The following is a 25,543-nucleotide window of genomic DNA, read 5'->3' on the forward strand; positions in this document are numbered from 1 at the left end:
CGATGAAGCCGGCGAAGCCGACGCAGCCGATGAAGCAGACGAATGGGGTGCCATGAGCAAGCGTGCAGTTCTGGAGGTGATCGCCCTCGACGTCGAGGACGCCGTCGCCGCCCGGACCGGAGGCGCGGACCGCCTCGAGCTGGTCACCGACATGGCCGCCGACGGGCTCACCCCGCCGGTCGCGGTCTTCGCCGGGATCCGGGCCGCCGTCGACCTCTCCCTGCGCGTGATGCTCAGACGCTCCGAAGGCTTCGCGGCGGGAGCCGCCGAGGAGGTCGACTCCCTGGTACGGGTCGCCGGCGAGCTGCGGGCGGCCGGCGCGGACGAGTTCGTGCTCGGGTTCCTCGACGCGGAGGGCGGGGTGGACCTGGCCGCGGTGGAGCGGGTCGTCGCCGAGCTGGACGGCTGCCGCTGGACCTTCCACCGCGCCCTCGACCACGCCGGCGACCGCGACGCGCTGCGCAAGCAGCTGGACGGCCTGCCCGGACTGGACACCTATCTCACGGCCGGTTCCGCCACCGGCGTCGACGCGGGCCTGCCCACCCTGCTCGCGGAGGCGGCACGGCAGGGGGAGCAGGGCTATGAACAGCAGCTCCTCGTCGGCGGCGGGCTGCGCCTCGACCATGTGCCGGTGCTGACGGCCGCCGGCGTCGACGCCTTCCACATCGGCGGCGCGGCCCGACCGGAGGGCTGGACCGGGCCCGTGTCTGCGCAGGCCGTGGGCGAGTGGCGACGAGCGGTGGACGGCGAGCCGAACGCGTAGGACGAGCAGGCCGGGCGGGCTGAGCCGGCCCGGCCCGGTGCCGTGCCGGTGCCGGTGCCGACCGGCCGAACGGGTCCGGCCCCGAGGCCGTGCACGGCGCGATCGGACGCCGGTCCCGGGCTCGCCGGGCGGGCCGACGGCGGGGGCCGTGCGGGTCCGGGTCCGGTCCTGGGCCGGTCTCGGGTGGCTCAGGCGAGCTGGGGTGGCAGGGGGGTCGTGTGGGTCACGATCAGGCCCGATACCGCTCGGGTCAGCGCCACGTACAGCCGCCGCAGGCCGGTCCGCTCGTCCGGTTCGCCGTCGACCACCGCCTGGGGTTCGTCCAGGACGACGTAGTCGTACTCGAGGCCCTTGGCCAGGGACGCCGGGACCAGGGTGAGGCGGGTCTCGGCCGTGGTCTCCTCGCCGGGGGCCAGGTGGCCGATGCCCGACGCGGTCAGCGCTTCGGCCAGGACCGGGATCCGGGCGTCGGCCGCGATCAGGCCCGTCGAGCCCTCGTTGCGCAGCAGCTCCTCGCAGGCCGCGACGGTTTCGGCGGTGCCGGTGACCGGCCGGAGGTCGAAGAAGCCGGGGTTCTCGCGGACCGAGGCGACGGGGGTCAGGCCCGGCGCGATGTGCGGGAGCAGGCGGGACGCGTAGGTGATGACGTCCGTCGGCACGCGGAAACCGGCCGTCAGTTCCTCGATCACCGCGTCCGCCTTGCCCAGGTGACCGAGGGCCTCCTGCCAGCTCCGGGTCGCCCACGGGGTGGTGCCCTGCGCCAGGTCGCCCAGCACGGTCGCCGAACCCGTCGTGCAGCGGCGGCCGACCGCCCGGTACTGCATCGGGGACAGGTCCTGCGCCTCGTCCAGGACCACATGGCCGAGGGAGTGGGTGCGCTCGACGATGTCGGTCGCCTCGTCGATCAGCACCGCGTCCGCCGCCGACCATCGGGCCGCCTTCACGGACCGGGCGGGCCTTCTGCCGGATCCCGGCAGGGCCCACAGGATCGTCTTCTGCTCGTCCTCGCTCAGCACACCCTTCGCGTGTTCGGCGAGGAAGTCCGCGTCGGTGAGCAGCCGCAGCACCAGCTTCGCCGGATCGACGGCCGGCCAGACCTCCTTCACGGCCGCCTTCACCGCGCTGTTGCGGGCGACGGCGTCCTGCACCCGGTCGTCCGGGGCCTCCCCCGAGCGTTCCATCTGCACCAGGACGGCGTGCGCGATGCGCTGCGGCAGCGCCTCGCGGGCGGCGCCGTAGCGGATGTCCCGCTCCAGCAACTCCCGGACCATCTCCTCGAGTTCGTACGCCGGCAGCCGCCACCGCCGCGAGCCGCGCACGACGACGAGCGGTTCGCTCGGCATGCTGACGTGCGCGTACACGGCCCGCCGCAGCACCTGCGCCATCCTCGCGTCGCCCTTGACGACCGCCGCGGCCGCGTCGTCCGTGCCGCGCACTTCCACATGGGCCACCAGGTCGTCGACCGTGCCCTGGCGTACCGCCAACTCGCCCAGTGCGGGCAGCACTTGCTCGATGTAGTGGAGGAAGGACCGGTTCGGTCCGATGACCAGCGTGCCGGTGCGGGCGAGCCGCTCGCGGTGGGCGTACAGCAGGTACGCCACCCGGTGCAGACCGACGGCCGTCTTACCGGTCCCCGGGCCTCCCTGGACACAGACCGTGCCGCCCAGCCCGCTGCGCACGATCTCGTCCTGTTCGGGCTGGATGGTGGCGACGATGTCCCGCATCGGTCCGACACGGGGCCGCTCGATCTCCCGCTGGAGCAGCTTGCTGGTCCGTGCCGCCTCCGCCGGGTCGGACAGGTGCTCGTCCTCGTAGGCGGTGAGGGCGCCGCCGGTGTAACCGAAGCGGCGGCGCAGCCCGACGTCCATCGGATCCTTCTTCGAGGCCCGGTAGAACGGCTGCGAGACCGGCGCACGCCAGTCGATGACCATCGGGTCGCCGTCGCCGTCGTGCACATGCCGACGCCCGATGTAGAACTGCTCCCCCTCCGCGCCCTCCGCCTGCTCGGCGCCGGGAGCGTGCAGGTAGTCGAGCCGGCCGAAGAACAGCGGGGTGTCGCTGAGGTCGGCGAGCGCCTTGATCCGCTCTTCGATCTGGCGCTCCAGGATCTGGGCGTTGACCCAGTTCGCGGTGACGTCGCTGATGTCGAGGGACTCGGCGTCCTCGCGCATGGCACGCAGGGCACCCCGGGAGGAGGCGAGGTGGGCGCGTTCGCGGGCGAGCGGATCGTCGTCGACAGGCGTGGACGGCATGGACGGCATGGACGGCGTGAGCGGCGTGGACAAGGGGGTGCCTCCGGACCGGCTGAGGTGGGCGCTGCGGTGGGTCCGTCCGGTTTCCGTCCGGACGGCGGCACTCCGGGAAGGGAGGCGGGCAAGAGCGGAGATTGTAGGTGAACGGCGGAGGAGCGTGCCAACGCATTTAGCCGGCCGCCACCCCGACGGGACCCGGCCGTACCCCCGATGGGACCGGCCGCACCCCCGTGGGACCCCTACCCGACGCCCCTCCGTCCCGTAGGGGAGACCCCCGCCCGCAGGTGTACCCGAGGAGTAGGCCGAATGGGGACCTGGGACCGATGCCCGCTTTATGCCCCGGAGCCCATCATGGAGACATGAGTGCAGCGACCCTGACCCCGGCCCCCGGTCGCCCGTCCGGCGCGACCTCCCTGTCCGACATACACCGCCACCGCCTCGGCGACGCCCTGCGCGCCGTGAAGGTCTTCGCGGGCGCCGCCTTCGACGTGATCATCCTGGGCGAGTACGGCGAGGAAGCGGGCGTCCGCCGCCGCAGGTGACTCAGGCCCCACCCGCGAGCAGTTCGTCCGCGTCCATGATCCGGTACGCGTAGCCCTGTTCCGCCAGGAAGCGCTGGCGGTGCGCGGCGAAGTCCTGGTCGAGGGTGTCCCGTGCCACGACCGAGTAGAAGTGGGCCTGGTGGCCGTCCGCCTTGGGGCGCAGGACGCGGCCCAGACGCTGGGCCTCCTCCTGGCGGGAGCCGAAGGTGCCCGAGACCTGGATGGCGACCGTCGCCTCCGGCAGGTCGATCGAGAAGTTCGCGACCTTGGACACCACCAGCACGCTGATCTCGCCCTCCCGGAAGGCGTCGAAGAGCTTCTCGCGCTGCGCGTTGGAGGTCTCGCCCTTGATCACGGGGGCGTTCAGATGCTCGCCCAGCTCGTCCAGCTGGTCGATGTACTGGCCGATGACCAGGATCTGCTGTCCCGCGAAGCGGCGGACGAGTGCCTCCGTCACCTTCCGCTTCGTCGCCGTCGTCGCGCAGAAGCGGTACTTCTCCTCCGCCTCGGCGGTCGCGTACGCCAGCCGCTCGGAGTCCGTCAGGTTGACCCGGACCTCGACGCAGTCGGCGGGCGCGATGTAGCCCTGCGCCTCGATCTCCTTCCACGGCGCGTCGAACCGCTTCGGCCCGATCAGGGAGAACACGTCCGACTCACGGCCGTCCTCGCGGACGAGGGTCGCGGTCAGTCCGAGGCGGCGGCGCGCCTGGAGATCCGCCGTGAACTTGAAGACCGGCGCCGGCAGCAGATGCACCTCGTCGTAGAGGATGAGCCCCCAGTCCCGGGAGTCGAACAGCTCCAGGTGCGGGTAGACGCCCTTCCGCCTGGTCGTCAGCACCTGGTACGTGGCGATCGTGACCGGCCGGATCTCCTTGCGCGTCCCGCTGTACTCGCCGATCTCCTCCTCGGTCAGCGACGTCCGCTTCACCAGCTCGTGCTTCCACTGCCGCGCGGAGACGGTGTTCGTGACGAGGATCAGCGTGGTCGACTTCGCCTGGGCCATCGCCCCGGCGCCGACGAGGGTCTTGCCCGCGCCGCACGGCAGCACCACGACCCCGCTGCCGCCGTGCCAGAAGTTCTCCACCGCCTGCTTCTGGTAGGGCCGCAGCGCCCAGCCGTCCTCGTCCAGCTCGATCGGGTGCGCCTCGCCGTCGACGTACCCGGCGAGGTCCTCGGCCGGCCAGCCCAGCTTCAGCAGCGTCTGCTTGATCTGCCCGCGCTCGGAGGGGTGCACGGCGACGCTGTCCGGGTCGATCCGCACGCCGACCAGCGGAGCGACCCGCTTGGAGCGCAGGATCTCCTCCAGCACCGGCCGGTCGGTGGTGGTGAGCACGAGCCCGTGCGCCGGGTGCTTGCTCAGGGTCAGACGGCCGTAGCGGTCCATCGTCTCGGCGATGTCGACGAGCAGCGCGTGCGGCACCGGGTAGCGGCTGTACTGCACGAGCGCGTCCACGACCTGCTCGGCGTCGTGGCCGGCGGCCCGCGCGTTCCACAGGCCCAGCGGGGTCAGCCGGTAGGTGTGGATGTGCTCCGGCGCCCGCTCCAGCTCCGCGAACGGCGCGATGGCACGACGGCAGTCGTCCGCCTGCTCATGGTCGACCTCCAGGAGCAGAGTCTTGTCCGACTGGACGATCAGCGGTCCGTTCACGTACGCCATCCCTTCCGCACGGGCCAAACCTCCAGTGTGCCGTACGGCGCGCCGTAGCGGTGGCCCGCTTCTTCCCGGCGGCCCTGCGCAACCCTGACCTGCGTTCGTGGGTCTGACCGGGGGAGCAGCGCGATGGGCGCGACGCGGTGGGGAGTCACGGTATGTCGGTCCTGTCGTTCCGCAGAGGTGCGGTCGGCGTGGGAGCCGCGGCGGTGCTGGCGGCCACGGGCACCTGGGTGATGTGGCCCGCGGGCATCGACGGGGGGCTGTGGAGCGAGGTACGGCCGGTGATCGAGGCCAGGATCGCGGCGGAGTCGCGGGGGAGCGGTCACGGCGAGACCGTGCCCGCGCTCGGGGCGCGCTGGTTCTGCCAGGCGAAGGCCCTCGAACTGGAGGAGCACGCGGGCGTGGTGCGGGCCGGCGTCAACACGCTGTGCGTCGAGTACGGGGTGCAGGACGACAGCCTCGTCGAGTGCGGGGCCGGGCAGTATCCGCAGGTGGTGCGGCTGGAGCGGGACGAGGCGGCCGCCGGGGGCTACCGGGTCGTCGCCCGGGAGGAGCCGCCGGACGGCGAAGGGTACGGGCGCTGGACGGAGTCCCACTTCGGCGTCTTCACCCGGTCCTCCCTCCAGGACCCGATGTCGCCCCACGCCCTGGAGGCCACGGCCCGCGCCCACTTCGGCCTGCCCGCGGACGCCTCGATCGGCGAGTGCTGACCGGCCGGGCCCCGGCCCGTCGACCATCGATCGGCGGCTTCCGGCCCGACTGCCGTGTGCCCGCTGGTTTCCGGCCGGGCGGCGGGCCCGCCGGGGTCAGTCGTCCGCCAGTTCCGCGACGCCTGTGATGCGGTGCAGAGGGTAGGTGCGGACCTCGTCCGCCGTGTGGTCGTACGCCGTCACGAAGCCGCCCTCCACCCGGACCGGGGCGATGACGCGCTGGCTGGCGGTGCCCTCGGCGTTGACGTAGCCGATCCACAGGGCCTCGCCGGTGAGGACGGCGGCCTGCATGGTGGCGAGGGTCTCGGCGGAGCTGGTCCGGGGGAGTTCGCCGGGGGCGAGCGGGGCGGCGTCCTCCGTCGGTTTGCGGGGGGTCGTGGCGGCCAGGTCGCCGGCCCTGATCGCGCGGATCGCCGCGGTGAGCAGCGTGGTGTCCGGCACCGGCGGACCGTCCGGCACCGGCTCGGGAGCCGTGCGCGGCGGGGTGCGGTGGGCATGGGCGCGGGTGATCAGGACGTCCCCCTCGGCCGACTCGGCGGCGGGCGCGAAGCCCATCGCGCGCAGGCCATCGAGGAGGGCCGCCGGGTCGGCCTGGGTCGCGAGCACCGTCGGGGCCAGGCGGCGCAGGCGCAGGGCGGCGGCGCGCTTGTCGGCGAGGATCTCGTTCAGCAGGGCGTCGTCGTCGCAGCGGACGTAGGCCGAGGCCGCGCCCACCCGCAGATGGCCGTGCCGGCGGGCCACGTCGTCGATCAGGTACGCCAGCGGTTGCGGAACCGGTGTACGGGAGTGCTCGGTGAGGAAGGCGTGCAGGTCGGAGGCGCTGCGGCCGGCGTCCAGGGCGCGGCGCACCGAGCCTGGGGTGAAGCGGTAGACGGTCGCGCCGCCCTTGGACTCGACGTCCGCGAGGACACTCAGCACGTCGGCCAGCGGGCGCCGCAGCGGGCCGGGGGCGACCGCGGTCAGGTCGGCCTGGAGCAGGACGTGGTCCAGGGGCTCGGGGAGCAGCGGGGCGAGCAGACGGGCGGCGGCCGCGGTGGCCACGGCCTGCTCGGGAGGCGAGAGAGGCGTGGCCGTGGATCCGGCGGCGGCGGCCGCGCGGTGCGGGGCGGGCAGCTTGTCGCCGGGACCGGCCGGACCGGCCGGACCGCTCCGTCCGGTCGGGTCGTCCTGCGCGGTGGGAGTGGGAGTGGGGGTGGCGGTGGCGGGGGGTCTGGGCGCGGACCTCGCGCCCAGCAGGGCCCGTCCGTGCGCCGACAGCGCGCCCCGGCCGGTCACGCCCAGGAGTTCGGCCTCCGTCAGGGTCCAGCGGGCCAGCCGGGAGCGCAGGTCGTCGTCGCCCTGAGCCCCCTGCGCAGCTTGCTGCCCTTGCTGCCCTTGCTGCCCCTGCGGGCCCTGCTGTCCCTGCGCTCCGCGCAGCGGGCGCTCCCAGCGCAGCCGGGCCAGCACCGCCTCCGGGTCCGGGACGGCACCCTCGGGCAGCCCGGCCAGCAGGGTCAGCACCCGGTGACGCACCTCGGGCGCGGCGGACCGGTCCAGGCCCGGCCCCAGCGCCGACAGGGCCCGCTCCTTGAGATCCCGGCCGCCGACCACCCCGGACGTCCGGGTCGCCGCCAGCCACGCCTGCGCGAGCTGCGCCCACCGGTCGGAGGGCGGCCGCTCCAGCCACTCGTCGTACTCCGGGGTGGCCGCGTACCGCTCGTCGGCCTCCCCGTCGGAGGCGAGCAGTCCGGCCGCGTACGCCAGCTCGACCCAGAACGCGGCCATCGGCTCGGACACGTCGAGGGCGACGGCCGTCCGCTTGAGGTCGCGCACGCTCAGCCCGCCGGCCCGCAGGACCGCGGGGCCGCCCTCGTGCCAGTCCTTCAGCAGCTCCTCCACGGTCGCCAGCGTCGTGTACGCCTGTCCGGCCGCCGTCGCGTCCACCACCTGGGGACGATGCGTGGCGACCGGCTCGACGGTGGGCGGCACGGGTTCGGCCGTGCGGTGGGCCCGGCCCTCGCGCAGATGCAGGGCGACCTCGCGCGGCAGGACGACGGTCCCGGGCGCCGTGGGCAGCAGCAGTCCGCGATCGAGCAGCCAGCGCAGCCGCGCCGCCGGATCCGCCGTGACCTGCCCGTACGGCGGCCCCCACATCAGCCGCTTCAGGACGTCGACGGAGTCGGCGGGCGCCTTCGCGAGCAGGGCGGCCATCTTCTTGCGGTGCGTGAACAGGGCGGTGAGCGCGCCGACGGCGGACACCGAGTCGTGCGTGGACGGCAGCCCGGCCGCCGCGACCAGCTCCTGGATCCGGCCCGGTGACATGCCCGCCGTCGCCTCCCGCACGCTCGGCCCGAGCCCCGTCGGGGAGGGGTGCTGCGCGGACGGCGCGAGCAGTTCAAGGGCGGTGCGGACGAGGCGGAGGTTGCCTTCGTCGCCCCAGACCAGGGCCTGTTCCCGCAGGGCCGTCAGGGCGCCGGGCAGGGCGTCGACGACCGCCCGGTCGCGGGCGTCGCCGGCCATCAGCCCGAGCAGTTCGGCGTACGTCGCCGGGTCGCCGGCCACGGCCAGCGCCTCCGCGGTCTGGAGGGCGAACCGGTCGAGCCGCTCCAGCGCGCGGACGACGGAGGCGCGGGTGCCGGCGCGCGTGGCGAGCTGGGTGAGGTCGGTGGGGACCGGGGTGATGAGGTCGGGGCGGGCGCGCAGGAGTACGGCAAGGGAAGTGTCGTCCCGGGCGCGGAGCGCTGCCGCTAGGGAGCGGGGGGCCCGCTGGTCCTCGGTGCTCATCTTGCCCACGGTAGCGGTTGGCGTCCCCCGGGGGCTGCGCCCCCGGACCCCCGCTTCGGCCCTGAAGGGGCCTCGTCCTCGATCGCCGGACGGGCCGGATGTCCGGACCGGCGCTCGACCGCCGGCGCCCCGCCCGTCGGTCCGGAGGAGGCGGTGGGGGTGAGGAGAAGCGGTAGCTTCTTCCCGTGGGGATCGAGAGCGACCAAGTCGTCTACGAGTATCTGAGCCGGGTCGGGGATGTCGCGCAACAGCGGCAGTTGTCGTCGGCCACCCGGATGCGGCTCGTCTCCGAGCTGCGCAACGAGATCGACCGGCGCCGCGCGAAGGCGGTCGTCGACTCGCCCGCCGCCGTCCGCCGCATCATCGACCGCCTCGGCAGCCCGGACGACATCGTCGCGGCCGCGGCGGCCGGCCGGGCCGGGGACGCGCCGCAGACGCCCGCGCCCTCCGTGCCCGCGCAGCGCGACCGCGAGGAGGAGCCGGAGCGGCCGAAGGGGATCCGGCGGGTCGTGCCGCGGCCCCGGACCGGCACGCCGCCTCCCGCTGCCCCCTCCGACGTGGCGTCACCGCCGCACCGCGCCCCCGCGCACGAGCTGGGCGACAGCCGCGAGGCGCCCGACTGGTGGCTGAGCGAGCCGACTCCGCTGGGCATCGGCGAGGACGTGCCGGGGTTCGTCGGCGGAGTGGAGATCCCGGACCTGCTCAAGCCCCCGCGGCCCGGGAAACCGCAGGACGAGGAAGCGGCGGGGGAGGAGCGTGCGGAAGAGGTCGAGGGGGAGGCGGACGAGGGCGGTGGCCGTCGGCGCCGGCTGCGCCTCCTTCGGCGCTCGCCCTCCGGTGAGCGGGCTCGCTGGAGCAACCCCCTCCTGCTGATCGCCGCCGCCTGTCTCGTCGTGGGCGCGGCGCTGGGGAACTGGTTCGGGCTGATCCTGGGGTGGCTCCTCGCCTACGCCTCGCGCCGGCTGACCGAACGGGAGACGAAGTTCGCCGTCATGTGGCTGCCGGGGCTCGCGCTCACGGCCGGGCTCGTCTGGCTGTGGGGGCGGTCCGAGGGGCGCTGGGGCGACCCCATCGCGGACGGGCACATGAACGACGCCGTCGCCCAGACCTGGCCGTGGGTGATCCGGGGCGCGGCCGTCGCGTCGGCGCTGTTCCTGGTCTGGCGGTCACAGAAGCCGAGGTAGGAAGGGTGTACCGGCCAGGCAGAATGGGCCGTATGACGTCACCCGTGATCACCGTCGGCTTCGACCTCGACATGACCCTCATCGACTCCCGGCCCGGTATCCGCGCCACCTATGTGGCGCTCGCCGAGCGGACAGGGACGTACATCGACGCCGATCTGGTGGTCACCCGGCTCGGTCCGCCGCCCGAGACCGAGCTGGCCCACTGGTACCCGGCGGAGCGGGTCGCGGCCGTCGCCGACCTGTACCGCTCGCTGTACCCCGAGCACGGCGTCACCGGCGCGACCGCGCTGCCCGGCGCCCGCGAGTCGGTCGCGGCGGTGCGGGCGGCCGGCGGGCGGGCGATCGTCGTCACGGCCAAGCACGAGCCCAACGCCAAGCTCCAGGTGGAGCATCTGCGCCTCGGTCCCGACGCGGTCATCGGCAACCTGTGGGCCGAACAGAAGGCGGAGGCGCTGCGCGAGCACGGCGCGAGCGTCTACGTCGGCGACCACGTGGGCGACGTCCGCGGGGCGCGCGCCGCCGGGGCGCTGTCGGTGACCGTGCCGACCGGGCCGATCGGTGCGGAGGAACTGCGGACGGCCGGTGCGGATGTCGTGCTCGCCGACCTCACCGAGTTCCCGGCCTGGCTGGCCGGTCACCTCGATGCCTACCGCGCGGCGCCCCGCGCCTGACGCCGGCCCGCGGCGACCGATTGCAGGACGCCGGCGCCCGCGACGAGGAATCCGACGCCCATGAGCATGCTCAAGCCGAACATGTAGGTCGGAAAAGGCGTCGTATCGAGGAGGAGTGGGGCGACTGTGACCAGTGTGGCCACAGCGCCGACGAAGAAGACGATGGCGCCGGCACGGATCAGTCGGTCACCGGGAGCGGCGGAATTCGTTTGGGTTTTGTCACGCACCGGACCAGGGTAGTTCCCTGCGCGAAGGAACAACCGGGGGACGTCTTGTCACCGGCCCGAAGACCATTAGCCTTGGTACCGGCGGGTCGTGGTCGACCCGCCCGAGTGCTATCCAGAGCCGTTCAGAGCTGTTTCGGTGTCGAGAAGCAGCTTTCCGACGAGTACGAGGACGAGGACAGACGTGCCTACCGGCAAGGTCAAGTGGTTCAACAGCGAGAAGGGCTTCGGCTTTCTCTCCCGTGACGACGGCGGTGACGTCTTCGTCCATTCCTCCGTCCTGCCTGCCGGAGTCGAGGCACTGAAGCCGGGCCAGCGAGTGGAGTTCGGCGTCGTCGCCGGACAGCGCGGCGACCAGGCCCTCTCCGTCGTCATTCTCGACCCGACCCCTTCGGTCGCCGCCGCACAGCGCAAGAAGCCCGACGAACTGGCTTCCATCGTGCAGGACTTGACCACCCTCCTCGAGAACATCACGCCGATGCTCGAGAAGGGCCGATACCCGGAGAAGACCTCCGGCAAGCAGATTGCCGGACTGCTGCGCGCGGTCGCCGACCAGTTGGACGTCTGACCGGTACCGCCGGGCGGAAAATCGGTATCCCCGCGAGGGCGTTACGGGAAATCGAGTGCATCCGGGCCGAGGGGCGGCAACAGCCCCTCGGCCGCCGCACGCGTCAGCAATCCCCTGACCGCCGCATAGCCGTCCTCGCCCAGGTCCGCCGTGAACTCGTTGACGTACAGACCGATGTGCTGGTCGGCGACGGACGGGTCCATTTCCTGGGCGTGTTCCATGACGTACGGGCGGGAGACCTCGGGGGCGTCCCAGGCGGCGCGTACGGAGGCGCGGATCGAGTCGGCGAGCCGGGTGAGGGCCTGCGTGCCCAGTGAGCGCTTGGCGATGATGGCGCCGAGCGGGATCGGCAGGCCGGTCGTGGACTCCCAGTGCTCGCCCATGTCCGCGAGCTTGTGCAGCCCGTAGTCGCGGTAGGTGAAGCGGGCCTCGTGGATCACCAGCCCCGCGTCGATCTTTCCGTCCCGCACGGCCGGCATGATCTCGTGGAACGGCATGACGACGATCTCGCCGACGCCCCCCGGCACCTGCTCCGCCGCCCAGAGCCGGAACAGCAGGTAGGCCGTCGACCTCTCGCTCGGCACGGCGACCGTGCGGCCGGTCAGTCCCGCACCGCCGACCGCGTCGGAGCCCCCGGCGCTCCCGCCCTCCCGCGTCAGCACCAGCGGGCCGCAGCCCCGGCCCAGCGCGCCCCCGCACGGCAGCAGCGCGTACGCGTCGAGGACGTACGGCAGCACGGCGTACGACACCTTCAGCACGTCGAACTCACCGCGCTCGGCCATGCCGTTGGTGATGTCGATGTCCGCGAACGTCACGTCGAAGCCGGGCGCGCCCGGCACCCGGCCGTGGGCGAGGGCGTCGAAGACGAACGTGTCGTTCGGGCAGGGCGAGTACGCGATCTTCAGATCGTCACCGGTCATGTGGGTTCCAACTCTCCAGGACGGGTGTGAGCTTCCCGAAGGCCGTGGTCAGGGCGGCGAGCGCGGCGCCGATGCGCCAGGCGTCGCGGTCGCGCGGGCCGACGGGGTTGGAGACCGCGCGGATCTCCAGCACGGGTACGCCGTGCGCGGCGGCGGCCTCGGCGACCCCGAAGCCCTCCATCGCCTCGGCGAGGGCGCGCGGGTGCAGCGCGCGCAGGGCGGCGGCCCGGGCGGCGGTGCCGGTGACCGTCGAGACGGTCAGGACGACGCCGGTCAGGGCCCCGGTGGCGGCCGCGGTCTCTCGTACGAGGGACTCGGGCGGACGGTGGGTGACGGTGCCGAAGCCCAGCTCGGTGACGGGCAGGAAGCCGTCGGCGGTCTCGGCGCCCAGGTCGGCGGCGGTGATCTCGTCGGCGAGGACCAGGGAGCCGACGGGGGCGTCGGGCGCGAAGCCGCCGGCGATGCCCGTCGAGACGACGAGAGCGTAGGGGTCGCCGCTCAGCGCGGCGACCGTGAGGGCGGCCGAGACGGAGGAGGCGGCCAGGGCCGGGCCGACCCCGGCGGCGAGGAGGTCACAGGGCTCGTCCGCGCGGTGCAGGGTCACCCCCGGCAGCCGGATCTCGCGGCCGGGCCCGGACAGCGCCCGGGCCACCGCGTCCCGTTCGGCGGGGACGGCGGTGGCCACGAGGACGCGGGTGCGGGACGTGGTCAGTCGTCCTTCTTGAGCTTGAACGACCACAGGCCGGTCACCGCCTGGCTGTCCTTCTTCCCGTCGCCGGCCTTGATGGAGACGAGGGTGGAGTCGCCCTGGGCGCCGTACTGGGCGTTGAAGAACACGCTGCCCGGGATCGTGCGGTAGGTCTTGTCGCTGTCCTCGGTGAGCGGCTGACCGTTCATCAGGATCGTCCAGCGCTTGTCGGCCACGTCGGGGTCGACGCCGAAGCGGACGGTCTCGTCCGGGTCGACGGTGATCGACTTGATGTCCTTGTCCGCGAGGCACTTGGTCAGCGCGGCGGCCTGGAGGGTGTCACCCTCCCCGCCACAGGTGGCCTCGGAGCTGACCGAGGTGCGGCCGACGGTGATCGTGGAGAGCGGCGTCGGCTTGTCGCAGGCCGACAGGACGAGCAGGCCGGCGGAAACGGCGCCGGCGGCGGCGACGACGCGGCGGCGTCGCGCAACGCCAGGTACATCAGCGGCTCCGCCGCGGGGCATCGTGGTCATGGCGGAAGGCTATCGGGCACGCCCGGCCGTCTCTTTACGTGGGGGGCGACGTGGCTGTGTGTTACGCCACGCGGTTACGCCACGCGGGGCTTCGCACCGCTCCCGTGCCGCGCCGAGGACAGCAGACCGCGGACCGTCGTCAGCCAGCCCAGCGCGACCACCGCGGCGGCCACCGACAGGCCCAGCGCGCCGTTCAGCGGCATCACGATGCCGACCGCGCCGCCGAACACCCAGCACACCTGGAGCAGCGTCTCCGAGCGGGCGAACGCCGAGGTGCGCACCAGCTCCGGCACGTCCCGCTGGATCAGCGCGTCAAGGGACAGCTTGGCCAGGGCCTGCGAGAACCCGGCGACCGCCGCCATGCACGCCACCAGGAACGCCCCGAAGAACACCGCGGCGGTGATCGCCGCGCCCAGCACGACGGCGACGACCGTCACGATGATCAGCTCCGGGGCCTTGGAACGCAGCCACGCCCCCACCGCCGTCCCGAGCGCGTTGCCCACGCCCGCCGACACCGCCACCATGCCCAGCGACACGGCCGCGCTCTGCCCCGTCAGCGGGTGCTCGCGCAGCAGGAACGCCAGGAAGAAGGTCAGGAACCCGGACAGCCAGCGCAGGGCGGCGTTGGCGGCGAGGGCGTGCGTGACGGCGATGCCGACCGTCCTGAGGCCCGGCCGCTTCACCGGCTGCCGGTGCGGGCCGTGCAGATGCTGTTCGTCGGCGGCGAGCAGCGCCACGGCCTCGCCCTTGGCGGAGTCGACCTTGCGGGGCAGCGAGAAGGACAGGAACGTACCGGCCACGAAGATCACGAAGGCGCCGTAGAGCGGATAGCGCGGCCCGAGGGCCTGCAGTCCCGCCCCGACGGGCGCGGCGATCCCGGTGGCGAGGAGACCACCGAGGGTGACCCGCGAGTTGGCCTTGACCAGGGAGAACCTGGGCGGCAGCAGCCGGGGCACCACGGCGCTTCTGACCACGCCGTACGCCTTGGAGGAGACGAGGACGCCGAGCGCGGCCGGATACATCTCGATGCTGCCGGTGGCGACGGCCCCGGACAGCACGAGCGCGAGGAGCGCGCGGGCCAGCATGGACCCGGCCATGGCGGCGCGCCGCCCGTGCGGGAGCCGGTCCAGCAGGGGGCCGATCACGGGGGCGAGGACGGTGAAGGGGGCCATGGTGATGGCGAGGTACAACGCGACCCGCCCGCGGGCCTCGTCGGTGGGCACCGAGAAGAACACGGTGGAGGCGAGCGCGATGGTGATCATGACATCGCCGGCGCCGTTCACGCCGTGCAGCTCGATCAGCTTGCCGAGGCCGGACTCGCCGGCGCCGTGCGCGTGGGTGGCCTTCCGGATCCCGCGGGCGGTGCCGGTGAACGGGAAGTGCAGGGCACGGCCGACCGCGCGGACGGACCCGCTGATCCGGCCCGAACCGCTCACCCGGCTCCTCCCCTTGTTCCCCTTCGTCGCACCGATCCCGGTGGCGCCCTGGGGTGTCCTCGCGGCTGCCACCCCGTCATAGTGCCCCGGAAAAGCGGTACGTAGTGCGGTTACCGCGCGTATGGGCGTGTGATCGTCGCCGCGCCGGGCCGGTCGGGAGAGGGTTCGGCGGCGGTTCGGCGGCTTCTGTGAGCGGGAAACGTCCCGTCGGTGTAGGCCGAGCGTCCGCGAGCAGGTAGCGTGCGTAGCGCGCCGTGGCGATTGTTCTCGGCCGCGCGCCTCCCGGCCATCCCGCAGAATGGATGACAGCAGGTGCGCCCGAGCGCGATCGGGCGCGGACGTCGACGCGGCACTCCCCCAGTGCTTGAAGAGCCTGGGAGGTACCCCCAGCCGCTCCGTCCGCACCCGCCGCCTTCAGGCCGGCGCACCGAGAGACGGCGTAGGAGAGAAGCGATACCTGTGAGCGCAGCGACCACGCGAAGCCGCACCCCCGACCGCCTGTGCGCCGAGGCCGTCGACCTCGCACGCGCCGCAGCCGAGGAGGCAGCCGCCCCCGGCGTGGTCGGCGAGCATGCGGGGCTGCTCTCCGAGGGCGACCGGGTGGTCACCCACTACTTCGAGTGCAAGGAACTGGGTTACCGCGGCTGGCGCTGGGCGGCGACGGTGGCGCGGGCCTCGCGCGCCAAGGTCGTCACGCTCGACGAGGTGGTCCTGCTTCCCGGCCCGGACGCGGTCCTGGCTCCCGAATGGGTTCCGTGGAGCGACCGGCTGCGCCCCGGCGACATGGGCCCCGGCGACCTCCTCCCCACGGACGCGGAGGATCTGCGTCTGGAGCCCGGCTACACCGGTGAGGACGATCCGCGCCTCCAGCCGGGTTACTTCGACTCGGACGAGCCGACGCCGAACTCGCCCCTCTCCGAGGAGATGGCCGAGCTGGTGGAGGCGGAGGACGCGGAGGTGACGCCGGCCCCGCCCGCGGCCCTTCCGTCGGCTCCGCGCCGGGGCACCATCGCCGCGGTCGCCGAGGAACTGGGCCTGCGTCGCGCCCGGGTCCTCTCCCGCTACGGCCTGCACACCGCGGCCGACCGCTGGGAGGACGGCTTCGGCCCCAAGACGCCCATGGCCCAGGCGGCCCCCGCGTCCTGTGTGAGCTGCGGTTTCCTCACTCCGATCGGCGGCTCCCTCGGGCAGGCCTTCGGCGTCTGCGCCAACGAGTTCTCCCCGGCCGACGGCCGGGTGGTCTCCCTGGCGTACGGCTGCGGCGGCCACTCGGAGGCGGCGGTCATGCCGACGCCCCCGCGGCCCGCTCCGCCGGTGATCGACGAGACCCGGGTCGACCCGTTCCCCCTCCGCCCGGCGGCGGACTCGGGCTCGGTCCCGGAGAAAACGGACGAGGACACCGCAGAACTGGGCCACTCCTAGCCCCGCCCCCACCGGGGACCGTGCCGTCCTCCCACCGGGGCCGATCCGGCTCCCTACCGGGGCCGGCCGGGTTTCTGCGGTGCCGCGCGGGCTCTCCGGGCGATCCGGCCCTGCGGGGCCGCATCGGCCGCCTGCCAGGCGCTCAGCCCGGTCCTCAGGGCGCCCAGCGCCAAGGCGGCCCCGGCCCAGGCCCGCCGCGGGGAGCGGATCCCTCTCCGGGCCGATCCGGCCTTGCGGGCCCGAGCGGGCGGCTGCCAGGGCTGAGCCCAGCGCCGGGGCGGCCCGGCCCCAGGGCCACAGCCCAGCCCCAGGGCCCACAGCCCAGCCCCGCCCCGGCCCCCGGGCCACAGGCCGGCCTCAGGGCCGCCAGCGGCCCCTCCAGAGCACCCCGACGTCCCGCCCTGACCGTTGCACCCGGTGTTCTGCGAGGGGCTGGGGGAGCCCAGGTGAGGGTCTTGTGGCCTGTGGGGGCTCAGTTGTTGTGTGATTGTGATGTGAGGGGTGGCCGGGCTCCCGGGACGGGTTCGTGGGACGGTCTGGCGGTGCTTCGGCTCGCGGTACCTTCGAGCCCACGCCGATGAGGAGAGTGAACGTGAGCAAGTTCGTGCGGCCGGCACCCGAGGGCGCGGACCCCTTCGGCACGGCCCGCCTGCGTCGCGGAGTCCTGGACGCCTGGGCGACGAGCCCCGCCCGTTTCCGGGAGGACGCCAACGCCGAGGAGGACCTGGTCCTCGGCGGGTACCGGGACCGGCTCGTCGTCGAGCTCGCTCAGAACGCCGCCGACGCCGCGGCCAGGGCCGACGTGCCCGGGCGGCTGCGGCTCACCCTCCGTGACGGCGTCCTCGTCGCCGCCAACACCGGCGCGCCCCTGGACGCCACCGGTGTGGAGTCCCTCGCCACCCTCCGCGCCTCCGCCAAGCGCGAGGCCCGGCAGTCGGCCGTGGCCGTCGGGCGGTTCGGTGTCGGCTTCGCCGCCGTCCTCGCCGTCACCGACGAGCCCGCCGTGGTCGGGCGGCACGGCGGTGTCCGCTGGGACCTGGCCGAGGCCCGCGCGCTCGCCTCCGAGACCGCCCGGCACAGCCCGGGGCTCGGCGACGAGGTCCGGCGGCGGGACGGGCATGTGCCCCTGCTCCGGCTGCCGTTCGCCGCCCAGGGCACCGCCCCGGACCCGTACGACACGGCCGTCATCCTGCCGCTGCGGGACACCGCGGCCGCCGACCTCGCCGAACGCCTCCTCACCGCCGTCGACGACGCCCTCCTGCTCGCCCTCCCGGGCCTGGAAGAGGTGGTGATCGAGATCGGCGACGACGCGCCCCGCGTCCTGCGCCGGGACACCGACGCCGACGACGACGCCCTCACCGTCGTGGCGGACACGCGGGACGGGACCACCCGCTGGCGCGTCGCCGCCGTGCAAGGCCCCCTCACGCCCGACCTCCTCGTCGACCGCCCGGTGGAGGAGCGGCTGCGTCCCCACTGGTCGGTCACCTGGGCCGTACCGGTCGACGACGACGGTTCGCCCGCCAGGCCCCGCACCACCCCCGTCGTGCACGCCCCCACCCCCAGCGACGAGCCCCTCGGCGTCCCCGCCCTGCTCATCGCCTCCTTCCCGCTCGACACCACCCGCCGGCACGCCGCCCCCGGCCCGCTCACCGACCACCTGGTGCGGCGCGCGGCCGACGCGTACGCCGAACTCCTCGCGGGCTGGCGGCCGGTGGGCGCGGGGATCATCGACCTCGTGCCCGGGCCGCTGGGCAAGGGGGAGCTCGACGGGGCGCTCCGCCAGGCGATCCTGGAGCGGCTGCCGCGGACCGCATTCCTGCCGCCCGCCGTCCGGCCAGTCCCCGAGGACGGGGAAGGCGACGGGGCCGACGGGGTCGGCGTGATCGAGCTTCCGGAGGCGCTGCGGCCCCGGGACGCCGAGGTCGTCGAGGGCGCCGGCGCCGACACCGTACGGGTGCTGGCGGAGGTGCTGCCCACCCTGTTGCCCGCCGGACTGGAGCGGCGCGTCGAGCTGCGTACGCTGGGCGTCGCCCGGATCCCGCTCGCCGACGCGGTGGACCGGCTGGCCGGCCTGGAGAAGGACCCGCAGTGGTGGTACCGGCTCTACGACAGCCTGGCCGGTGTGGACCCGGACCGGCTCTCGGGGCTGCCGGTACCGCTGGCCGGGGGTACCTCCCAGGCTTTCGGTACTGGGGGAATGCGGACCACCATCGGCCCCCGCCAGGTGCTGCTGCCCACCGCGGACGGGGCCGGTCCCGACCCGGAGATCCTCGCCCGCCTCGGCCTCAAGGTCGCCCACCGGGACGCCGCGCACCCCCTCCTGGAGAAGCTCGGCGCGCTGCCCGCCACCCCCCGCGCCGTCCTGACCACGCCGCAGGTGCGGGCCGCCGTGGCCGCGTCCCTGGACGACGACGGCGGCGCCTGGGACGAGCAGGACACCCCGGACGCCGAGGAACTCGCCGACACCGTGCTCGCGCTGGTCCGCGACGCCGGTCTGGACCCCGGCGACGAACCCTGGCTCGGCGCCCTCGCGCTGCCCGACGAGGAGGGCGAACTCGTCCCCGCCGGTGAACTGGTGCTGCCGGGAAGCCCGTTCGCCTCCGTCGTCCGGGAGGACGAACTCGCCTTCGTCGACGCCGAACTGGCGGACCGGTGGGGCGAACAGCCCCTCGCCGCCTGTGGTGTTCTCGCGAACTTCGCGCTCGTCCGCGCCACCGACGTCGTCCTCGACCCGGACGAACTGGAGCCCCGCGAAGGGGACTTCGCCGAGCCCGACGACGCGGGCCTGCTGGACGCCGTCGACGTGTGGTGCGAGGACATCCTCGACCGGTTCCCCGACAGCCCGGTGCCTCCCGTCGCCACCGAGCTGGTCGCCGTCCGCGACCTCGACCTCGTCGACGAGGACCGCTGGCCCCAGGCCCTCGCGCTGCTCGCCCGGCCGCCGCTGCGGGACGCCCTCACCCAGCCCGTGCGGATCCTGCTGCCCGACGGCACCCACGAGGTCGTCCGGCCGTACACCGCCTGGTGGCTGCGCGGGAACCCGGTGCTCGACGGCCGCCGCCCGGCCGGTCTGCTCGCGGCCGGCGGGGATCCGCTCCTGCACGGGCTGTACGAGGAGGCCGACGCCGCCGGCTTCGACGACGAGCAGGTGCTGCACGCCCTCGGCGTGCGGACCTCCGTGGCCGCGCTGCTCGAGGAGCCCGGCGGCGCCGCCGAACTCCTCGACCGCCTCGCCGACCCGGAACGATCCGTCGCGGCCTCCCAACTGCACGGCCTCTACGGTGCGTTGGCCGAGCTGGATCCCGAGCAGGTGACCCTCCCGGACGACCTGCGGGCGGTCGTCGACGGGCGGGTCGAGGTCGTGGACGCGGCCGAGGCCGTCGTCGTCGACTCGCCCGATCTGCTGCCCTTCACCGAGGGTGTGCCGCTGCTTCCGGTACGGCCGTCCCACGCCGCCGAGCTGGCCGAGCTGTTCCAGGTGCGGCGGCTGAGCGAGTCCGTGACCGGGCAGGTCGACTCCGAGGGTGTCGAGCACGACGTACCGGAGTCGGTGCGGGCGCTGCTCGGGCCGCGCACTCCTGGCACGTACGTCGAGCACGAGGAGCTCGTCGTGGACGGCGTGGAGATCGACTGGCGGCTGACCGACGACGGCGTTCTGCACGCCGCGACCCTGGAGGGCGTCGCCGCCGGCCTGGCCTGGGCGGCGCGGCAGTGGCCGCGCCGTTTCGAGGTCGCCGCCCTGCTGGAGGACCCGTCACGGACCGCGGAGCTGGCCCGCGACCGCTGGTTCGACTGACGGCGTCGCGGTCCGCGTTCGAGCGCCCTCGCGGTCATCCGCGGGGGCGCTCACATCTTCTCCGTAATTTCTCCATCGAACGTGCAACCGTCGCACTGGGGTACGAGTCTCTTCCCGTGAATCGTGATTCTCAACGGGGGGAAAACCTATGCGCATCCGCGCCACCGCCGCCGTCTCCTTCGGCGCTCTGGCCCTCGCGGGCCTGGCCGTTCCCGTCGCGCAGGCCGCGCCGAGCGACGGCGGCAGCGGTGACACCCGGATCACCAAGGTCGTCGTCGACGGTGACAACAAGGTGCCCGTCTCCACCAACGCGGCGAAGACCATCTCCATCAGCGTGACCGCCACGGACAACTCCGGCATCAAGAGCGCCGAGCACTTCACGCTGACGGGCCCCGACTACGGCTTCGAGATGACCGGCACGCCGACGTGCAAGAAGGTCAGCACCACCACCTCCACGTGCACCGCCTCCGTGAAGGTGGACCCGAGGACCGACTACTTCAGCAACAAGAACGCCGGCACCTGGTACGTCGACGCGTGGATCGACGCCAACGACGGCGACTTCGTGTGGAAGGAGAAGGCCGGTTCCTTCCACTTCCAGCGCTTCTCCAAGCTGACGGTCAACGCGACGCCGGAGCCGGTGAAGAAGGGCAAGACCATCACCGTGACCGGCTCCCTCACCCGCGCCAACTGGGAGACGCTCAAGTTCGGCGGCTACGGAGCCCAGTCGGTGCAGCTCCAGTACAAGAAGAAGGGCTCCACCAAGTGGAGCACCCTGAAGACCGTCAAGACGACCTCGACCGGCGGTCTGAAGACCACCGTCAAGGCGACGGCGGACGGCAACTACCGCTACACCTTCGTGGGCACCACGAACACGGCGGCGGTCACGGCCGCGAGCGACTTCGTCGACGTCAAGTAGGCACGGGCGCACTCGAGAACGGCTGCCCGTCCGGGCGGCAGTTTTCCGTACAACCATTTTCCGGTTTCAGGAATCTGATCATGCGAGCCGACAGGCTCGTCGACCACTTGGGCTCGCTGGTGACACCCGCCCGGAGAGCCCCTTGATCCCCTTGGGACATTCATGCGCATACGAGCCACCGTGGCCGCCGTCACCGGCGCCCTGGCCCTGTCCGCCTTCGCCGTGCCGGCCGCGCAGGCCACCGGCAGCGACTCGCACAACCCCGTCGACACCCTGAAGGCCCTCCACGCGGCCACCTCCGGCAAGAGCGCCTTCACCGGTTCGACCCCCGCCGACACCGGCACCCCGTACGCGCTGGACGCCAAGTTCGGCAACGTCAGGATCAACGGCGGCAAGCCGATCGTCGCCGGCATCAGTGGCAAGGTCACGGCCCCGGTCACCTTCACGGTCACGCACGGCGCGGGCGTCGACGTCACCGCGGACGACACCGAGCTGGACCTGATCATCTACCGCGGCGCGTTCAACGACCCGACCAACATCCTCGTCGGCGACGACTGGCCCACCTGCACCAACACCTCGGCCACGGTCGCCTCCTGCAAGGGCACGATCGACATCCTCCCGGGTGAGGAGCTCTACAACGCCGACGCCACCACCTGGAAGGCGCTCGGCTACGTCATCGACTGGAACGACGTCGACCCGTACACCGACGACGACATCGACTGGACCAAGGTCGGTTACGCCGAGGGCGACGCCCTGGCCACCACCAAGCTCCAGCGGCTGTCCAAGCTGACGGTCAACGCGGCGCCGGAGCCGGTGAAGAAGGGCAGCACCATCACCGTCACGGGCAGCCTGACCCGTGCCAACTGGGACACCGCCAAGTACACCGGCTACTCCGGCGTCTACGCCCAGCTCCAGTTCCGCAAGAAGAACTCCACCACCTACTCCACGGTGAAGTCGGTCAAGACCACCTCGACCGGCGGTCTGAAGACCACCGTCAAGGCGAGCGTGGACGGCTACTACCGCTGGAGCTTCGTCGGCACCACGTCCGCCCCGGCGGTCAAGGCCGCGGGCGACTTCATCGACGTCAAGTAGTCGTCGTACGTCAAGCGACAAGCAGGACGCCGTAGCGGAGAACGGCCGGTTCCGGATTTCCGGGGCCGGCCGTTCGGCGCTCTGGCGCAACTCTTACCTTGCGCCGCACAACTGGCCCCGTCCGTCATGGATCTCACCCGATGAGTCAACAGACTCCGAGATCTCTCTCCCATCTGGGGAACGCAATGCGCATACGCGCCCTCGTGGTCGCCTCCTCCGGCGCCCTCGCCCTGTCCGCCCTCGCCGTCCCGGCCGCCCAGGCCGCCCCGACGGCGGCGCCGAACGTCACCTTCTCCAACATGAAGGTCAACGCGGGCAAGGCCGTCGTGGTCGGCCCCTCGGCCAAGGTCACCGTCACCGCCACGTACACCGTGACGAAGCCCGCGAGCCTGAGCGCGAGCTCCTTCGACAACGGCCCGATGCTCTACCGGGGCACCACGCTCAACGAGAACGCCCAGATCATCGCCGGTGACGAGCCGGGCACCTGCAAGGCCGTCTCCACGACGGTCCTCAGCTGCACCGCCAAGATCCAGTTCCGGCCCACCGTCTCCAGCGCGTACGACGACCTGGCCAACAGCCAGGCCGGCACGTGGAAGGTCGGCGCGCTCGCCGTCCCGCACGACGCCACCGGCGAAGCCGACCTCAAGTGGCAGAGCAACCTGGGCGCCGTCAACGTGCAGCGCCAGGCCCAGCTGACGGCCGACGCGACTCCGGAGCCGGTGAAGAAGGGCAAGACCCTCACCGTCACGGGCAAGCTGACCCGCGCCAACTGGGACACCAACAAGCTCGGCGGCTACGCGGCCCAGCCGGTGAAGCTCCAGTTCAAGAAGAAGGGCAGCACCACCTACACCACGGTCAAGACCGTGAAGACCAGCTCGACCGGCGCCCTGAAGACCACGGTCAAGGCCGCCGCCGACGGCTACTACCGCTACAGCTTCGCCGGCACCACGACGACCCCGGCGGTCAGCGCGGCGGGCGACTTCGTCGACGTCAAGTAAGGCGTCACGCAGCCACCTAGGCCGGGAAACGGCGGTCGACCCATTTCCAGGAGAACTCCAGGGCGACCGCCGCCACCGCCGCGACCCCCACCGCGATCCACGGCATGGTCATCCCGATCAGCTTCAGCGCGAAGAAGTCCTGAAGCCACGGGACCACCAGCACCAGCACGAACGCCGCGCCCATCGAGGCCACCAGCAGCACCCGCCACCAGGTGTAGGGCCGGGCGATGATCGCCAGCACCCACATCGAGATCAGGAACAGCGTGAGGGTCGCGGCGCTGGTCTCGGCCTCCAACGAGCCCGCGCCGGTGTAGTGGTGACGGGCGATCAGGTAGGTGACGAAGGTCGCGACCCCGGCCGTCACCCCGCCCGGGATCGAGTACCGCATCACCCGTCGTACGAAGTGCGGCCGGGCCCGTTCCTTGTTGGGGGCGAGGGCGAGGAAGAAGGCCGGGATGCCGATGGTGAGGGTGGACAGCAGCGTCAGGTGCCGGGGCAGGAAGGGGTATTCGACCTGCCAGCAGACCACCAGCAGGGCCAGCAGCACCGAGTAGACCGTCTTGACCAGGAACAGGGTCGCCACGCGGGTGATGTTGCCGATGACCCGCCGGCCCTCCGCCACCACCGACGGCAGGGTCGCGAAACTGTTGTTCAGCAGCACGATCTGCGCGACCGCCCGGGTGGCCTCGGATCCCGAGCCCATCGCGACGCCGATGTCGGCGTCCTTCAGCGCGAGGACGTCGTTGACGCCGTCCCCGGTCATCGCGACCGTGTGCCCGCGCGACTGGAGCGCGCCCACCATGTCCCGCTTCTGCTGCGGGGTGACCCGGCCGAACACCGTGCCCTCGTCCAGCGCCCGGCCCATGCCCTCCTGCTCGGCGGGCAGCCGGCGCGCGTCGACCGTACGGCCGTCCAGCCCGAGCTTCGCGGCCACCGCCCCCACCGACACCGCGTTGTCGCCGGAGATGACCTTGGCGCGGACGTCCTGCTCCGCGAAGTAGCGCAGGGTGTCGGCGGCGTCCGGCCGCAGCCGCTGTTCGAGGACGACGAGTGCGGCGGGCCTGGCGCCGCGTGCGGGTTCGGGGTCGTCGAGGTCGCGGGCGGCGCGGGCCAGCAGGAGCACCCGCAGGCCCTGCTCGTTGAGCCGCTCGGTCTCGGCGAGGGCGGGATCGCCGTCGTCCAGCAGCACGTCCGGCGCCCCCAGCAGCCAGGTGCCGTTCTCCCCGTTGCCCTCGCTGAGGCTGGCGCCGCTGTACTTGCGGGCGGAGGAGAAGGGCAGCGACTCGGTGCAGCGCCAGTCCTCGACGTCCGGATAGGCGTCGATGATCGCCTGCAGGGAGGCGTTGGGCCTCGGGTCGGACTCGCCGAGGGCCCCGAGCACCCGGCGGACGTACGACTCGTCGTAGCCGTCGAGCGTGCTGAGCCCGGTGACGTCCATGCCGCCCTCGGTGAGCGTGCCGGTCTTGTCCAGGCAGACCGTGTCGACGCGGGCGAGACCCTCGATGGCCGGCAGCTCCTGCACCAGGCACTGTTTTCGGCCGAGTCGGATGACGCCGATCGCGAAGGCGACCGAGGTGAGCAGGACGAGCCCCTCGGGGACCATCGGGACGATGCCTCCGACGGTGCGGGCGATGGACTCCTTGAGGTCGTTGTTCTTGACGAAGAGCTGCGTGACGACCAGGCCGATTGCGGCCGGGACCATCATCCAGGTCACGTACTTGAGGATCGTGGAGATGCCGGAGCGCAGTTCGGAGTGGACGAGCGTGAAGCGGGAGGCCTCCTCGGCGAGCTGGGCGGCGTAGGCCTCCCGGCCGACCTTCGTGGCCTGGAAGGCGCCGCCGCCGGCCACCACGAAGCTGCCCGACATGACCTGGTCGCCCGGCCGCTTGACGACGGGGTCGGCCTCGCCGGTGAGCAGTGACTCGTCGATCTCCAGCCCGTCCGCCTCGACGCACACCCCGTCCACGGCGACCTTGTCCCCGGGGCCGATCTCGATGAGGTCGTCCAGGACGAGTGCGGCGGTGGAGACCTCGACGGCCGTGCCGTCGCGGCGGACGGTGGGCCGGGCCTCGCCGACGACCGCGAGGGAGTCCAGGGTCTGCTTCGCCCGCCATTCCTGGATGATGCCGATGCCGGTGTTGGCGAGGATCACGAAGCCGAACAGGCCGTCCTGGATGGGGGCGACGAACAGCATGACCACCCAGAGGACGCCGATGATCGCGTTGAACCGGGTGAAGACGTTCGCCCGGACGATCTCGCCGACGGAGCGGCTGCTGCGGACGGGTACGTCGTTCACCTGGCCACGCGCGACGCGCTCCGCGACCTCGGCGGCGGTGAGGCCGGTCGCCGTGGGCACGGAGGCGGGGGCGTCGGTGTGGGCCATGGGATCGACGGTACGTGCGGATCTGGGG

20 protein-coding genes are annotated in these 25,543 nt (G+C 73.0%); 11 read left to right on the forward strand and 9 right to left on the reverse strand.

Annotation, left to right across the window (positions count from 1 at the left end; genetic code table 11):
- The first annotated feature begins 52 nt into the window (after positions 1–52).
- Positions 53–763: a copper homeostasis protein CutC gene (locus OHU34_RS23385; protein ID WP_142264910.1), complete on the forward strand. Its 711-nt coding sequence runs from the start codon at positions 53–55 to the stop codon at positions 761–763.
- A 188-nt stretch (positions 764–951) separates the two neighbouring features.
- On the opposite strand, the gene OHU34_RS23390 is transcribed toward OHU34_RS23385, so the two are convergent.
- Entirely contained in the window at positions 952–3,024 is a 2,073-nt protein-coding gene (locus OHU34_RS23390) for a HelD family protein (RefSeq protein WP_405772339.1), read from the reverse strand.
- A gap of 350 nt (positions 3,025–3,374) precedes the next feature.
- On the opposite strand from OHU34_RS23390, the gene OHU34_RS23395 reads away from it, so the two are divergent.
- The gene (locus tag OHU34_RS23395) at positions 3,375–3,557 is read left to right on the forward strand and encodes a hypothetical protein (protein ID WP_020130267.1); all 183 of its coding nucleotides are present in this window, start codon (positions 3,375–3,377) and stop codon (positions 3,555–3,557) included.
- A gap of 1 nt (position 3,558) precedes the next feature.
- On the opposite strand, the gene OHU34_RS23400 is transcribed toward OHU34_RS23395, so the two are convergent.
- Positions 3,559–5,205: a DNA repair helicase XPB gene (locus OHU34_RS23400; RefSeq protein WP_142264908.1), complete on the reverse strand. Its 1,647-nt coding sequence runs from the start codon at positions 5,203–5,205 to the stop codon at positions 3,559–3,561.
- Positions 5,206–5,366: 161 nt separating this feature from the next.
- Between OHU34_RS23400 and OHU34_RS23405 the strand changes: the two genes are divergently transcribed.
- Positions 5,367–5,921 carry a hypothetical protein gene (locus OHU34_RS23405; protein WP_200839712.1) on the forward strand — a complete coding sequence of 185 codons (555 nt, stop codon included), beginning with the start codon at positions 5,367–5,369 and terminating at the stop codon, positions 5,919–5,921.
- Positions 5,922–6,017: 96 nt separating this feature from the next.
- On the opposite strand, the gene OHU34_RS23410 is transcribed toward OHU34_RS23405, so the two are convergent.
- A complete protein-coding gene (locus OHU34_RS23410) occupies positions 6,018–8,684 on the reverse strand; it encodes a helicase-associated domain-containing protein (protein ID WP_405768142.1) in 2,667 nt (888 codons plus the stop codon).
- A 185-nt stretch (positions 8,685–8,869) separates the two neighbouring features.
- Between OHU34_RS23410 and OHU34_RS23415 the strand changes: the two genes are divergently transcribed.
- Both OHU34_RS23415 and OHU34_RS23420 read left to right on the forward strand, forming a co-directional pair.
- Positions 8,870–9,868 (forward strand): hypothetical protein, encoded by a 999-nt coding sequence (locus OHU34_RS23415; RefSeq protein ID WP_405768145.1) that lies wholly within the window; start codon positions 8,870–8,872, stop codon positions 9,866–9,868.
- A gap of 23 nt (positions 9,869–9,891) precedes the next feature.
- Positions 9,892–10,539: an HAD family hydrolase gene (locus OHU34_RS23420; RefSeq protein WP_142264905.1), complete on the forward strand. Its 648-nt coding sequence runs from the start codon at positions 9,892–9,894 to the stop codon at positions 10,537–10,539.
- Here the strand turns inward: OHU34_RS23420 and OHU34_RS23425 are convergent.
- Entirely contained in the window at positions 10,515–10,766 is a 252-nt protein-coding gene (locus OHU34_RS23425; protein WP_020130261.1) for a hypothetical protein, read from the reverse strand. The two genes, OHU34_RS23420 and OHU34_RS23425, sit on opposite strands and share 25 nt — an antisense overlap.
- Positions 10,767–10,947: 181 nt before the next feature.
- Here OHU34_RS23425 and OHU34_RS23430 point away from each other — a divergent pair, with 181 nt between their 5' ends.
- Positions 10,948–11,331 carry a cold-shock protein gene (locus OHU34_RS23430; protein ID WP_020130260.1) on the forward strand — a complete coding sequence of 128 codons (384 nt, stop codon included), beginning with the start codon at positions 10,948–10,950 and terminating at the stop codon, positions 11,329–11,331.
- A gap of 41 nt (positions 11,332–11,372) precedes the next feature.
- Here the strand turns inward: OHU34_RS23430 and OHU34_RS23435 are convergent, their stop codons facing one another.
- From OHU34_RS23435 to OHU34_RS23450, 4 genes are all read right to left on the reverse strand, one after another.
- Complete coding sequence (locus OHU34_RS23435) at positions 11,373–12,251, reverse strand: 1,4-dihydroxy-6-naphthoate synthase (protein ID WP_405768149.1); 879 nt, start codon at positions 12,249–12,251, stop codon at positions 11,373–11,375.
- On the reverse strand, positions 12,241–12,990 hold the full coding sequence (locus OHU34_RS23440; protein WP_200839711.1) for a futalosine hydrolase: 750 nt from the start codon (positions 12,988–12,990) through the stop codon (positions 12,241–12,243). Before OHU34_RS23440 ends, OHU34_RS23435 begins: the two co-directional genes overlap by 11 nt.
- Positions 12,960–13,472 carry a hypothetical protein gene (locus OHU34_RS23445; protein ID WP_020130257.1) on the reverse strand — a complete coding sequence of 171 codons (513 nt, stop codon included), beginning with the start codon at positions 13,470–13,472 and terminating at the stop codon, positions 12,960–12,962. Before OHU34_RS23445 ends, OHU34_RS23440 begins: the two co-directional genes overlap by 31 nt.
- A 74-nt stretch (positions 13,473–13,546) precedes the next feature.
- Complete coding sequence (locus OHU34_RS23450) at positions 13,547–14,980, reverse strand: MFS transporter (protein ID WP_200839710.1); 1,434 nt, start codon at positions 14,978–14,980, stop codon at positions 13,547–13,549.
- Between the two features lie 387 nt (positions 14,981–15,367).
- On the opposite strand from OHU34_RS23450, the gene OHU34_RS23455 reads away from it, so the two are divergent.
- The 5 genes from OHU34_RS23455 (at position 15,368) to OHU34_RS23475 (ending at position 23,132) form a co-directional block, all read left to right on the forward strand.
- Entirely contained in the window at positions 15,368–16,330 is a 963-nt protein-coding gene (locus OHU34_RS23455) for a DUF3027 domain-containing protein (protein WP_020130255.1), read from the forward strand.
- A 592-nt stretch (positions 16,331–16,922) separates the two neighbouring features.
- Positions 16,923–20,126 (forward strand): sacsin N-terminal ATP-binding-like domain-containing protein, encoded by a 3,204-nt coding sequence (locus tag OHU34_RS23460; protein ID WP_142264903.1) that lies wholly within the window; start codon positions 16,923–16,925, stop codon positions 20,124–20,126.
- Between the two features lie 148 nt (positions 20,127–20,274).
- Positions 20,275–21,042 (forward strand): calcium-binding protein, encoded by a 768-nt coding sequence (locus OHU34_RS23465; protein ID WP_142264902.1) that lies wholly within the window; start codon positions 20,275–20,277, stop codon positions 21,040–21,042.
- Positions 21,043–21,204: 162 nt separating this feature from the next.
- Positions 21,205–22,134, forward strand: a complete 930-nt coding sequence (locus tag OHU34_RS23470; RefSeq protein WP_405768154.1) for a hypothetical protein — start codon at positions 21,205–21,207, stop codon at positions 22,132–22,134.
- 185 nt (positions 22,135–22,319) lie between these two features.
- Positions 22,320–23,132, forward strand: coding sequence for a hypothetical protein (locus OHU34_RS23475; protein WP_142264900.1), 813 nt, complete (start codon positions 22,320–22,322; stop codon positions 23,130–23,132).
- Between the two features lie 16 nt (positions 23,133–23,148).
- Here the strand turns inward: OHU34_RS23475 and OHU34_RS23480 are convergent, their stop codons facing one another.
- Positions 23,149–25,515 carry an HAD-IC family P-type ATPase gene (locus OHU34_RS23480; RefSeq protein ID WP_142264899.1) on the reverse strand — a complete coding sequence of 789 codons (2,367 nt, stop codon included), beginning with the start codon at positions 25,513–25,515 and terminating at the stop codon, positions 23,149–23,151.
- Between the last annotated feature and the right edge of the window lie 28 nt (positions 25,516–25,543).

Origin of the sequence: Streptomyces sp. NBC_00080 (assembly GCF_045041255.1) — a bacterium.
Lineage (GTDB): Bacteria > Actinomycetota > Actinomycetes > Streptomycetales > Streptomycetaceae > Streptomyces > Streptomyces coriariae.

Coding starts and splice junctions, on each gene's coding strand:
- OHU34_RS23410 (WP_405768142.1), bottom strand. CDS start 8,684: ATGAGCACCGAGGACCAGCGGGCCCCCCGCTCCCTAGCGGCAGCGCTC.
- OHU34_RS23390 (WP_405772339.1), bottom strand. CDS start 3,024: ATGCCGTCCATGCCGTCCACGCCTGTCGACGACGATCCGCTCGCCCGC.
- OHU34_RS23475 (WP_142264900.1), top strand. CDS start 22,320: ATGCGCATACGCGCCCTCGTGGTCGCCTCCTCCGGCGCCCTCGCCCTG.
- OHU34_RS23385 (WP_142264910.1), top strand. CDS start 53: ATGAGCAAGCGTGCAGTTCTGGAGGTGATCGCCCTCGACGTCGAGGAC.
- OHU34_RS23465 (WP_142264902.1), top strand. CDS start 20,275: ATGCGCATCCGCGCCACCGCCGCCGTCTCCTTCGGCGCTCTGGCCCTC.
- OHU34_RS23470 (WP_405768154.1), top strand. CDS start 21,205: ATGCGCATACGAGCCACCGTGGCCGCCGTCACCGGCGCCCTGGCCCTG.
- OHU34_RS23420 (WP_142264905.1), top strand. CDS start 9,892: ATGGGCCGTATGACGTCACCCGTGATCACCGTCGGCTTCGACCTCGAC.
- OHU34_RS23435 (WP_405768149.1), bottom strand. CDS start 12,251: ATGACCGGTGACGATCTGAAGATCGCGTACTCGCCCTGCCCGAACGAC.
- OHU34_RS23405 (WP_200839712.1), top strand. CDS start 5,367: ATGTCGGTCCTGTCGTTCCGCAGAGGTGCGGTCGGCGTGGGAGCCGCG.
- OHU34_RS23480 (WP_142264899.1), bottom strand. CDS start 25,515: ATGGCCCACACCGACGCCCCCGCCTCCGTGCCCACGGCGACCGGCCTC.
- OHU34_RS23445 (WP_020130257.1), bottom strand. CDS start 13,472: ATGACCACGATGCCCCGCGGCGGAGCCGCTGATGTACCTGGCGTTGCG.
- OHU34_RS23395 (WP_020130267.1), top strand. CDS start 3,375: ATGAGTGCAGCGACCCTGACCCCGGCCCCCGGTCGCCCGTCCGGCGCG.